Source organism: Thermodesulfovibrio yellowstonii DSM 11347, from assembly GCF_000020985.1.
Lineage (GTDB): Bacteria > Nitrospirota > Thermodesulfovibrionia > Thermodesulfovibrionales > Thermodesulfovibrionaceae > Thermodesulfovibrio > Thermodesulfovibrio yellowstonii.
Window position 1 is genome coordinate 1,031,674 of record NC_011296.1, and the last position, 12,250, is coordinate 1,043,923.

10 protein-coding genes, 1 other RNA gene and 1 pseudogene are annotated in these 12,250 nt (G+C 31.9%); 11 read left to right on the top strand and 1 reads right to left on the bottom strand.

Annotated features, from left to right (window positions below; genetic code table 11):
* Position 1: 1 nt before the first annotated feature.
* The 11 genes and pseudogenes from tsaD to rnr all read left to right on the top strand — a co-directional run bounded on the left by tsaD (position 2) and on the right by rnr (position 11,519).
* Positions 2–1,003 (top strand): tRNA (adenosine(37)-N6)-threonylcarbamoyltransferase complex transferase subunit TsaD, encoded by a 1,002-nt coding sequence (gene tsaD / locus THEYE_RS05275; RefSeq protein ID WP_012546527.1) that lies wholly within the window; start codon positions 2–4, stop codon positions 1,001–1,003.
* 260 nt (positions 1,004–1,263) lie between these two features.
* A complete protein-coding gene (locus tag THEYE_RS05280) occupies positions 1,264–2,451 on the top strand; it encodes an argininosuccinate synthase (protein ID WP_012545761.1) in 1,188 nt (395 codons plus the stop codon).
* Positions 2,444–3,550, top strand: a complete 1,107-nt coding sequence (dprA, locus tag THEYE_RS05285; protein WP_012546585.1) for a DNA-processing protein DprA — start codon at positions 2,444–2,446, stop codon at positions 3,548–3,550. The genes THEYE_RS05280 and dprA overlap by 8 nt, the downstream gene beginning before the upstream one ends.
* A complete protein-coding gene (locus THEYE_RS05290; protein ID WP_012545446.1) occupies positions 3,551–3,826 on the top strand; it encodes a serine/threonine protein kinase in 276 nt (91 codons plus the stop codon).
* Positions 3,817–6,036 (top strand): annotated as a pseudogene (gene topA, locus THEYE_RS10665) (type I DNA topoisomerase); the annotation flags it as partial. The gene THEYE_RS05290 and the pseudogene topA, both read left to right, overlap by 10 nt.
* Before the next feature lie 52 nt (positions 6,037–6,088).
* An RNA gene (gene ffs / locus THEYE_RS05300) (signal recognition particle sRNA small type) lies at positions 6,089–6,187 on the top strand.
* A 16-nt stretch (positions 6,188–6,203) separates the two neighbouring features.
* Positions 6,204–7,742: a DNA polymerase III subunit gamma/tau gene (gene dnaX / locus THEYE_RS05305; protein ID WP_012546399.1), complete on the top strand. Its 1,539-nt coding sequence runs from the start codon at positions 6,204–6,206 to the stop codon at positions 7,740–7,742.
* Positions 7,735–8,079, top strand: coding sequence for a YbaB/EbfC family nucleoid-associated protein (locus tag THEYE_RS05310; RefSeq protein ID WP_012546807.1), 345 nt, complete (start codon positions 7,735–7,737; stop codon positions 8,077–8,079). Before dnaX ends, THEYE_RS05310 begins: the two co-directional genes overlap by 8 nt.
* Entirely contained in the window at positions 8,076–8,669 is a 594-nt protein-coding gene (recR, locus tag THEYE_RS05315) for a recombination mediator RecR (protein ID WP_012545737.1), read from the top strand. Before THEYE_RS05310 ends, recR begins: the two co-directional genes overlap by 4 nt.
* Positions 8,662–9,435, top strand: coding sequence for a helix-turn-helix domain-containing protein (locus THEYE_RS05320; protein WP_012545129.1), 774 nt, complete (start codon positions 8,662–8,664; stop codon positions 9,433–9,435). The genes recR and THEYE_RS05320 overlap by 8 nt, the downstream gene beginning before the upstream one ends.
* Positions 9,432–11,519 (top strand): ribonuclease R, encoded by a 2,088-nt coding sequence (gene rnr / locus THEYE_RS05325; RefSeq protein WP_012545022.1) that lies wholly within the window; start codon positions 9,432–9,434, stop codon positions 11,517–11,519. The genes THEYE_RS05320 and rnr overlap by 4 nt, the downstream gene beginning before the upstream one ends.
* On the opposite strand, the gene THEYE_RS05330 is transcribed toward rnr, so the two are convergent.
* A complete protein-coding gene (locus THEYE_RS05330) occupies positions 11,479–12,249 on the bottom strand; it encodes a methyltransferase domain-containing protein (protein ID WP_012545994.1) in 771 nt (256 codons plus the stop codon). The genes rnr and THEYE_RS05330 overlap by 41 nt on opposite strands.
* Between the last annotated feature and the right edge of the window lies 1 nt (position 12,250).

Sequence of the window (12,250 nt, forward strand, 5' to 3'; positions counted from 1 at the left end):
CATGCTTATACTTGGAATTGACACATCTTGTGATGATACTTCTGTCGCAGTACTTGAAAATAGAAATATCTTGAGTAATATTGTTTCATCACAGATAAAATTTCATAGCAAATACGGAGGAATTGTCCCAGAGATTGCCTCACGAAAGCATATTGAATGGATATGGGATGTGACAGAAAAAGCTCTATCAGAGGCAAAGACTGATTTAAAAGATATTGATTTGATTGCAGTTTGTTATGGTCCTGGACTTATTGGTTCGCTTTTAGTAGGGCTTTGTTTTGCAAAATCTTTAAGTTATGCTTCAGGAAAACCATTAGTTGGAGTAAATCACATTGAAGGGCATATTCAGGCAATCTTTCTTGAAAAATCTTATCCAGAATATCCATTCCTTTGCCTGATTGTTTCAGGTGGACATACAAGTCTGTACAGAGTGAATGATTTCGGTGCTTATAAAGAACTTGGAAGAACCCGTGATGATGCTGCTGGTGAAGCCTATGACAAAGTAGCAAAAATGCTTGGACTTGGATATCCAGGAGGACCTGTAATTGATGCATTAGCAAAGGAAGGTTGTAATGAAAAATTTAATCTTCCAAGACCGTATCTTCATGGAAGTTTGGATTTTAGCTTTAGTGGTTTAAAAACAGCTATTAAAGTTCTTTTAAAAAATCTTGGATATAAAGAAGGTAATGTCCCAGATGAAATAAAAAAAGATATTGCAGCATCATTTCAAACTTCAGTTGTTGATGTATTGATTGAAAAAATAAAATGGGCGATATCTTCAGAAAAGTTAAATAGAGTTGTTATCACAGGAGGAGTTGCTGCAAATAGTGAATTACGAAGACGTGCTGAAATGTTAAAAGACAAAGGAATAAATGTTTATCTTCCTTCTAAATCTTTGTGTACAGACAATGCTGCCATGATAGCTATTACTGGATATAATAAATTTTTAAAGGGTGAAATTTCTGATCTTTTTCTTAATGCCAGAGCTTATTTACCTTTATAAGAAGCTGTTCAATTACTAACTATCATTCCGAAGGGATGATGCCCCGAGGAATCTGACCCTAAAGGGTTATCCCAAGGGCATTGCCCGAAGGATCTCCTTTGTTGAAAAATGAAGGAGATTTCTCGCTTTCGCTCGGAATGACAAATGGAGGTAAATAACAAACATTATGAGTTAAAATATTAAATACGTTGTAATTCATTGATTTATAAGAAGTTGTAAATTTTTGAACAGGCTCATATAAAAAATTAGGAGGGTAAAATATGAAAATTATTCTTGCATATTCAGGAGGTCTTGATACCTCTGTTGCAATTAAATGGTTAAAAGAAAAATATGGTGCAGATGTTATTGCTTTCTGTGCAGATATTGGACAGGAAGAAAACTTTCAAGAAATTGCTGAAAAGGCTATTAAAACAGGTGCTTCTAATGTATATATAGAGGATCTTAAAGAAGAATTTATCCGGAATTTTGTGTTTCCAATGTTGAGAGCAAATGCAGTATATGAAACAGGATATCTTATGGGAACATCTATTGCCAGACCTCTTATTGCAAAAACACAGATTGATATAGCTATAAAAGAGAAAGCTGAAGCAGTTGCTCATGGCGCTACGGGAAAAGGAAATGATCAGGTAAGATTTGAATTAACTTATTATGCTCTGAAACCTGACATAAAAGTAATTGCACCATGGCGTGAATGGGAGTTTGACTCACGAAGCTCTCTTATTGAATATGCTCAAAAACATAATATACCCGTGCAGGCAACAAAGGAAAAACCTTATAGTATAGACAGAAATCTTTTTCATATAAGCTATGAAGGTGGAATTCTTGAAGACCCATGGAATGAACCACCCCAGGACATGTATACAATGGTAATACCACCTGAGAAAGCTCCAGATAAACCTGTTTATATTGAAATAACATATGAAAGCGGTAATCCTGTAGTATTAAATGGTGAAAAACTTTCAAGTGTAGAATTGTTTAATAAATTAAATAAAATTGCAGGAGAAAATGGGATTGGAAGAGTAGATATTGTGGAAAATCGTTATGTTGGAATAAAATCAAGAGGAGTATATGAAACTCCTGCCGGGACGGTTCTTCATATTGCTCATAAAGCAATTGAATCAATAACAATGGATAGAGAATTAATGCATTTAAGAGATAGCCTTATTCCACGATATTCTGAACTAATCTATTATGGATACTGGTTTTCACCTGAAAGAGAAGCTTTGCAGAAGTTAATTGACGAAACTCAAAAAAATGTAACAGGAACTGTAAGGCTCAAACTTTACAAAGGTAATTGTATTGTTGTCGGAAGAAAATCCCCCTACTCTCTTTATAGTATAGAGCATGCGACCTTTGAAAAAGACAGGGTTTATAATCAGAAAGACGCTGAAGGATTTATAAAAATTAATGCATTAAGATTAAGGATGTTAAAAAAGAGTAATGATTAGTGAAGAAATAAGATATTGTCTTGCTTTAAATGAGATAAAAGACATAGGTCCTGTTCTTCTAAAAAGGCTTTTTTCAAGGTTTGGTTTAGCAAAACAGATTTTTAATGCAACCATTGATGAACTTGCTTATGTTGAAGGAATAGGTATAGAAAAAGCAAAAAGAATAAAAAATTTTGACAAATGGAATGTTATAGAAAAATTAATAAAACTCTGCGAAAATAGAGATATAGCAATTTATTCATTTAGTGATGAGAAATATCCCAAGCTTTTAAGAGAAATCTATGATCCACCTGTAGTTTTATTCTGCAGAGGGGAACTAATATCAGAGAATGATGCTGCCCTATCCATTGTTGGTTCAAGAAGACTAAGCGAATATGGCAGAAGAATAACAGAAAGATTAGCATATGACCTTGCATGTCTTGGGATAACCATAGTAAGCGGGCTTGCAAGAGGAATTGACTCAGTTGCTCATAACTCCACTCTTTCAGCAGGAGGAAGAACTATCGCTATTCTTGGAAGCGGAGTTTCATGTATATATCCTCCTGAAAATAAAATGCTTGCAGAAAAAATTATAAAAAATGGTGCCATTATAAGTGAATTTTATCCAGATGAAGGACCAAGAAAAGAGAATTTTCCAAGAAGAAATAGAATAATAAGTGGATTATCATTCGGAACTCTTGTTACAGAAGCTACGATAAATTCTGGTGCATTAATAACAGCATCTTTTGCTTTGGAACAGGGTAGAGAAGTTTTTGCAGTTCCTGGAAACATTACTTCAAAAAACTCTGAAGGAACAAATTATTTAATACAAAAAGGAGCAAAACTTGTAACAAAAGTAGAAGATATACTTGAGGAGATTGAACAATTTATTCCATTATTAAAAAAAATAACAACTGAGTTATCAAACGAAACAACTAAAACTGACAGGCTTGATAATGATGAAAAAATAGTATTTAATATATTGAATGAGCCTTTGTATCTGGATGAAATAATATTAAAAACAGGCATGAATACAGCTAAGGTTCTTGAAATACTTCTCAGCCTTGAAATAGATGGATTAATCAATAAAATAGAAGGCAAATATGTAAGGAGGATATGAATGAAGCTTCTTGATTTTCTGAGAGTTCTTGCAAGAGAGCTTATTGATAACGATTATAACGATGAAACATTAAAAGATTTCTCTCTTCTGGACATTGATTTACATCAGATTAAAGAAGAACTGAATTTCATTGAAGGAAGCGAACTTCTTGACCGTGAAGAAATTGATATGATTAGAGCACTGCTTGTTTATTTACTCATGAGGGAAACAGAACTTCATGATGATGACATATATAGTTTCATTTTTAGTAAAGGGAAACAGATAGTATGGAATTGAAAGGAAAAAATCTCATAATTGTTGAATCACCTGCAAAAGCAAAAACAATTAATAAAATCGTTGGGAAAGATTTTCAGGTGAAAGCATCTATTGGACATATAAAAGACCTCCCAGAAGACAGACTTGGTGTTGATATAGAAAAAGGATTTCAGCCTGACTATATCATAATTCCAGGTAAAGAAAAAATTGTAAAAGAACTCAAAGATTCAGCAAAGAATGCTCAAAAAATTTTTATTGCTACTGACCCTGATAGAGAAGGCGAAGCAATAGCCTATCATATTGCAGAAGAAATAAAAGTGCCAGAAAATAAAGTTTATAGAGCCATTTTTCATGAAATAACTCCAAATGCTGTGAAAGCAGCGATAGCAAATCCCTCAAAAATAGATATAAACAAAGTATATTCACAGCAAGCAAGAAGAATTCTGGACAGACTTGTAGGTTATAATCTAAGCCCATTTCTATGGAAAAAGGTAAAAAAAGGACTTTCTGCTGGAAGAGTTCAGTCTGTTGCCTTAAGAATGGTTGTTGAGAGAGAAAAAGAGATTCTTATATTTCAGCCAGAAAATTACTGGACCATTGTTGGTAATTTTAAAAATGATGAAAATCTAAAAGAACTTCGTGCAAATCTTTATAAATATAAAGGTAAACTGATTATTGACCGTAAAGAAGAAAAAGCAAAATTTTTAATTACTGATGAAGAAACTGCTCAAAAAATTATTGAAGAACTTAAAAAATTAAATTATATACTTACAAAAGTAGAAAAAAAGAAGAAAAAGAAAAATCCACCAGAACCTTTCAGAACAGCAACACTGCAAGCACAGGCTTCTTCAACTTTGGGTTTTTCTCCTAAAAAAACCATGATGCTTGCACAACAGCTTTATGAAGGCATAGATATAGAAGGTACAAGGATCGGTCTTATCACGTACATGAGAACTGACTCAACAAGAGTTGCTGAAGAAGCAAAAAAATGGGCAAAAAATATCATAGAAAAAAATTTCGGCAAAGAGTTTGTTGGTAATCATAAAATCCACGAAACAAAAAAACAGAAAACTCCAATACAAGATGCTCACGAATGTATAAGACCTACTTATCCTGATAAATCGCCTGAAAGCATTAAAAAATATCTTACAAAGGAGCAGTATAGTCTTTATAAGCTTATATGGGATAGGTTTCTGGCAAGCCAGATGTCGCCAGCTGAAGTAGAGCAAACTACATATATAATTGAAGATTTGGATAGTATTGCTCAATTTAGAGTAACTGGCTCTGTAATTACATTTCCAGGTTTTCTAATTATCTATAAAGACGAAGAATCCGAAGAAGATACTGTTTTACCTCAATTGAATGAAAAAACTTCACTCAAAATTTCAGAACTTGAAGCTCAAAAACATACAACAGAGCCACCTCCAAGATATACAGAAGCAACTCTTGTTAAAGCACTTGAAGAAAAGGGAATCGGAAGACCATCCACTTACGCGACTATATTAAGCACTATTCAGGAAAGAGGATATGTAAAAAAAGTTAAACAAAAGCTTCAGCCCACCTACTTAGGCTTTGTTGTTAATGACCTTCTTGAAGAAAAATTTCCAGAACTGATGGATTATAGCTTCACTGCAAAGATGGAAGAAGATCTTGATAAAATTTCATTAAATGAAGCAAAGTGGAATAAAGTAATAGAGGAATTTTATAAAGAATTTGAAAATGACCTTGACCAAGCATCCAAAATATCAAAAGTAATAAAACCAAAGGAAATAAAAACCTCTTTTAAATGTGAAAAATGCGGCAAAGACATGGTTATAAGATGGAGTAAGGGAGTGCCATTTTTAGCATGTTCTGGATATCCTGAATGTAAAAATACCAGATCTTTAAATAATAATGAAAATGGATCTACAAAGAAAACCTTAGATAAAAAGTGTCCTCAATGCGGAGCTCAACTTGTAGTTAGAAATGGTAAAAGAGGAGAATTTATCGCATGTTCAAACTATCCTAAATGTAAATTCACCCAATCAATAACTGCACAAGTAAAATGTCCCCAATGTGGAGGTGATATTTTAAAAAAACAAACTAAAAAAGGTAGAACTTTCTGGGCATGTGCAAATTATCCAAAATGTAAATTTACACTTTCAAATGAACCAGTTCCTGCAGAATGTCCTAAATGTAAGTCTTCATATATGTTAAAAAAGAAAGATAGAAATGGAACTGAATTTTTAATTTGCCATAATAAAGCATGTAAAGGTAAAATAGAAATAAAAGAACATTCAACTGGGACCGACCCTGCGCAACAGAAGGATGCAAACCCCGCCAGGTCCGGAAGGAAGCAACGGTAAGCATTTAATTCTGTGTGCCGCAGTAAGTCGGTCCCTTTATTAAAGGAAACAATATGGAATATCTTGGACTTGCAAGAAAATATAGACCACAAAAATTTTCAGACCTTACAGGACAAGATGTTGTTATAAAAATTCTTCAAAACTCATTGCAAACTGGTAAAATTTCTCATGCCTATGTTTTTTCAGGACCAAAAGGTGTTGGTAAAACATCAACAGCAAGAATTCTTGCAAAAGCTTTAAACTGCATAGACTCCCAAAATAAGCCATGTGATAAATGTCCTTCATGTGTTGCAATAAAAGAAGGTAGAGCAATGAGTGTTATAGAAATAGATGCCGCATCCCATACTTCTGTAGAAAACATAAGAGATTTAAGAGAAAATATTCGTTATGCTTCTGCGGAAGGATTTTATAAAGTTTATATAATTGATGAAGCTCATATGCTCAGCCAATCAGCTTTTAATGCCTTTCTTAAAACCCTTGAAGAGCCTCCTCCACATGTAGTATTTGTTTTAGCAACAACTGAACCAAGAAAAATTCCCCTTACTGTGTTAAGTCGTTGTCAACATTTACAATTTAAAAGAATTCCGATTAATTTAATAAAACAAAGACTTCAATTTATCTGCAATCAGGAAAATATAAATGCTACAGAAGAAGCACTTTATACTATAGCTTCAAATTCTGAAGGAAGTATGAGAGATGCATTGACAATGCTTGATCAAGTTACATCATTTACAGAAAATGTAACACAGGATAATGTAAATTTATTAATTGGTGGCACAGATGTGAATGTGCTTTATGAACTTACAGAATGTTTAATTGATGGTAATAGAGAAAAAATTATTCTAAAAGTAGAAGAACTTAATAATTTTGGAACAGATTTCAAACGACTTGTAGGTGACCTAATCAACTTTATAAGAAATACTCTTATTAGTAAAATTACAAAAAGTTTTAAACTTTACATAAGCGAATCAGAGGCATCTTTGATAGAAAAGTTGAATAAAAAAACATCTGAGGAGCATTTAGTTGTTCTTTTAAAAGAATTGATTAATTCAGAATTTGCAATCAGGAGTTCATTTTTTCCCAGAGTTATTTTTGAAATAACTCTACTCAAACTCAGTTTTCTTGCTCATTTTAAAAATATAGATGATATTATAGAGGAAGCGAAAAAAAAATCACCATTACAGCCTCCTTCTCTCCCTTTAAATAATAATGATGATATATCTTTATCTCAAAATTGGTTTAAATTTCTTGAAAAACTTGAAGCTCAAAATCATTTACTTGCTATGAAAATCAAACATGCTAAAGTTAACTTTGCAGACAAAGAAATCCAACTTATTTATAATGGAGGAGCGTCATTTTATGCTGAATCAATAAAGGAAAATTTATCAGAAATTCAAAACATATTGAAAGAATTTATTTCTGATGTTAAGATAACTATACATTCTTATGAGGATATGAGCTCAAAGGATTCAAAACAGACAGAAAATTTAAAACAGGAGGCAATTAACCATCCAATTGTAAAAAAAACATTACAACTTTTTGAAGGAAGAATTTTCAATATAATACCTAAAAAAGGAGGCAATAATGTCTAAAAAAATGTTTGGTGAAATAATGAGACAGGCTCAGAAAATTCAAGAAGAAATTCAGAAAAAACAAGAAGAAGTAAAAAAAATGACTGTTGAAGCAACATCAGGTGGTGGCATGGTTACTGTTCAAGCAAATGGTGCTGGAGAGATAGTTTCAATAAAAATTGATAGAGAAGTTGTAAACCCTGATGATATTGAAATGCTTGAAGATTTAGTTCTTGCTGCTGTAAATGAAGCAATAAAAAGAGCTCATGAACTCGCCCAAAGTGAAATGGCTAAGGTTTCCATGCCATTTAATCTTCCTGGCATGCCTGATTTAAGCAGTCTTTTTGGCAAACTATGAGCAATCCCTTAGAAAATCTTATTGAAAACCTGTGTAAATTGCCAGGCATTGGCAGAAAAACTGCTCAAAGACTGGCATTTTTTATAATGAATATGCCTGAAAACGAAGCTCTTGAAATTGCTGAGGCAATTATAAATTTGAAAAAGAAAGCCAAATTTTGCTCTGTTTGTTTTAATATAACTGAAAATGAAAAATGTAACATATGCAGTAATTCTATAAGAGACCATTCAATTATCTGCGTGGTAGAAGAACCGAGCAATATAATTTTATTTGAAAAAACAGGTTATAAAGGTGTATATCATGTTCTTGGTGGAAATATATCACCTGTTGATGGATTAACTCCTGATAAACTAAAAATAAAAGAACTGGAAGAAAGAGTTAAAACAGGACAAATCCGTGAAGTAATTATTTCAACAAGTCCAAACACCAAAGGAGAACTTACAGCTCAATGGATTGCTGATTTATTAAAAAAATACAATGTAAAAATTTCAAGAATTGCTTATGGACTTCCAATAGGTATTGACATTGAATTTGCAGATGAAGTAACATTGTCAAAGGCTTTGGAAGGAAGGAAGCCAGTTAATGTATGAAGAATTAAAAAAAAGAAGATTAGAGCTTAAAAAAACATTAGAAGAAATTGCTGAAAAAACAAAAATAAAAAAACATTGTCTACAGTTAATAGAAGAAGGTAAATTTGATGAATTACCAATTGAAGTTTACACAAGAGCATATATTAAAACATATGCTGAAAGCATCGGAATTGATCCATCTATTATCTTAAAAGACTATGAAGAATACCTTAAAACAAAAAAACAAAATGTGCAACAAATTGAACTTAAACCTAAATTTGAATCTGAACCTGAACCTAAACCTGAAATTTTAAAAAAATCCTCAGATAAAAAAATTTTTTCTCTTAAAAAATTTCCTGCTTGGGCAATGACTGCGGGGATTATTTTTGCTGTTATTTTTGTTATAATTTTTCTTATTCAATTTGACAAAAAAGAATATGAAATACCTCCACCTCCCTCTATAAAACAAGAAGTAATATCAGAAAATACGAAAGTTCAAGAAAAAATAGATAAAAATGAACAAAAACAAGAAATATCTGTACATCAACAAAGTCTTAAAATTGAAGCTATTGATAAGGTATGGATGAGAATTACAATAGATGATAAAGAAAAAAAGGAGTTTCTCCTCAATCCAGGACAAAAAATAGAACTTCAAGCGGATAAATCTTTTAAACTCCATATAGGAAATGCTGGAGGCGTCAAAATCTTATTTAATGACAAAGATTTGGGAAAACTTGGAGAAACAGGACAGGTAGTATACCTTAATCTTCCACAGGACAAAAATTGAAACCCGAAGAAGTTTTAGATTTCATAAAAAAATCTGGAAGACCTTTGAGTTTTAGAGAAATATCAGAGTCCTTTGGTCTTAAAGCCTCGGAAAGAAAAAAACTGAAACGTATGCTTAAAGAACTTCTCTCGCAGGGAAAAATTTTAAGAAATAGAAAAGGACTCTATCTAACCATTAAAGAAGCAAAATTAATAACAGGATTTTTTGAGGCTCACAAAAATGGATTTGGTTTTGTCATTCCTGATTCTCCCAAAGAAACGGACATATTTATCCCTCCTCATGCAACTATGGGAGCAATGCATGGAGACAGAGTAGTAGCGAGGGTAGAACAGAGAAAAAAAAGAGAAGGGAGAATAGTAAGAATTCTTGAAAGAGCTACAAGAAGAGTTGTTGGGATAGTTGAAAAATCAGGTCCTATTTTTTACATTCAACCCCGGAAAAAAAATATAAATCAGCAAATAGTTATTGCTTCAGGAGATATTAAAGTAAATCCAGGAAGTCTGGTACTTGCTGAAATAGTTACATATCAAGCAGTAAATAAACCTCTTGTTGCAAAGATATTGAAAGTTTTTGAAAAACCTAAAACTCCTAAAGAGGACATTGAAATATTAACATATGAATATGAATTACCCAAAAAATTCTCTAAGGAAGTTTCAAATTTTTCTGAAGAACTTTCTCTTAAAGGCATTTCCAAAAAACAGTTTAAAAATAGAGTTGACTTGAGAGAACTGCCAACTGTAACCATAGATGGAGAAAATGCAAAAGATTTTGACGATGCTGTATCAATTAAAAAAATACGAAATGGGTTCATTCTTTGGGTTCATATTGCAGATGTAAGTCACTATATAAAATGGAATTCTACAATAGATGGCGAAGCAAGACATAGAGGAACAAGTGTTTATCTTCCAGACAGAGTGATACCAATGCTTCCTCCTGAATTAAGTGAAAATCTTTGTAGTTTACTTCCAAAAATCCCAAGACTTACCTTTACAGTTGAAATGCATTTTAGTAATTCAGGAGAAAGAAAAGAATCTCTTTTTTATCCGAGTATCATTCAAACAGCTGAAAGAATGACCTATACTTCAGTAAAAAAAATATTAATAGATAAAGACAAAGAGGAAATTAAAAGATACAAACCACTTGTACCTTACTTTGAAAAAATGGCTGAACTCTGTGAAATTCTTAAAAACAAAAGAAAAAAAAGAGGTAGCCTTGACTTTGATTTACCTGAACCTGAAGTTTTACTTGATATAAAAGGAGATCCTCATGCAATCATCAAAGCTGAAAGAAATCTTGCTCATTTTATAATAGAAGAATTCATGATAGCAGCTAATGAAGCAGTAGCAGAGTTTTTATACTCAAATAACATCCCATCTCTTTATCGCGTCCATGAAGAACCGGAAACTAATAAAATTCAGTATATCACACGAATTGTAAAGAATCTCGGAATTTTGAAGCAAGATTTAAAACCATCTGATTTTCATGAATTTATTGAAATAATTAAAGGAACACCTTATGAAGAAATAGTAAACTATCTAATTTTAAGAAGTCTAAAACAGGCACGTTACAGTTCAGAAAATGTTGGACACTTTGGACTGGCTTCTGAATGTTATACTCATTTTACCTCTCCAATAAGAAGATATCCTGATCTTGTTGTTCACAGAATTTTAAAAGAGTTTTTACAAAAAGGAAAAATAACAAAGGAAAGACAAAAAGAGCTTAAAGAAATTTTGCCTCATATCGCAATACACAGTTCAAGAATGGAAAGAAGAGCTGATGAGGTTGAAAGGGACGCTATTCAGATAATGAGAGTTTGGTTTATGAAAGATAAAGTTGGTGAAGAATTTGAAGGTAGGGTTACAATGGTTACTCCTGAAGGCTTGCGAGTAAGACTTGAAGAATATTATATTGAAGGATTTCTACATCTTTCTCACATGATTGATGATTTTTATCAATTTGATGAGAAGAGATACTGTTTAATAGGACTAAAAAAGAAAAGAAAATTCACAATAGGAACCAAGCTTAATGTAAGAGTTTCAAAGGTTAGCCTTGAGGAAAGAGAGATAATTTTTGACCTTCTATAAATAAAACTTCATAGGTAGCATAAATTCCCTCATGATTACCAAAAAGTCTTTTATATGTATCGCAAAAATTTTTAAATGAATTTTTTCCTGAAAATTTACTATTTTTCGTATAATTTGTGCCCGTGAGCTTATGTGTAAGAAGCAAATCTGTAGGAGAATCATAAACTTCTCTGTAAGTTTTTATTTTATAATCAAAATGAAATCCTGTTTTTTGAATTATTTTCAAATAAAAATCTGCTTCTTTTAAAGGATATACTGAACCAAATCGTGTAATTTCTGAAACTTCTTTAAGTTCTTTCAAAGTACCTGAAGTAAAAATTGAAAAATGAAATTTTCCATTTTTTTTAAGAACATCAAAAAGTTTGATAAAATTTTTTTCAGGATTTTGAATCCAGTGAAGTGTTGATGAACTTATCAATAAATCTGCCAAACTATCTTTAATTGGCATAGCCTCAGCACAGGCATTTATAAAAAAATGTTTGTTTATTGAATTTGTTTTCAGTCTTTTAAGGAATTCAAAAGATATATCAACATGTATAAATTTTTCAAATGAGAGAGTCTCTGAGAGAGGAATAGTTAAAAATCCTCTTCCGCTTCCAATTTCAATAATAGTTGAATAATGTTTTTTCTCAATTTTTTTTAAAACTTCCTCAGCTACTTTTTTTTGTATTTTGCCTGCTTTCTCATAAGTTTCTACTGCTCTGTCAAAGTAATATTTAAGAGGTTTCATT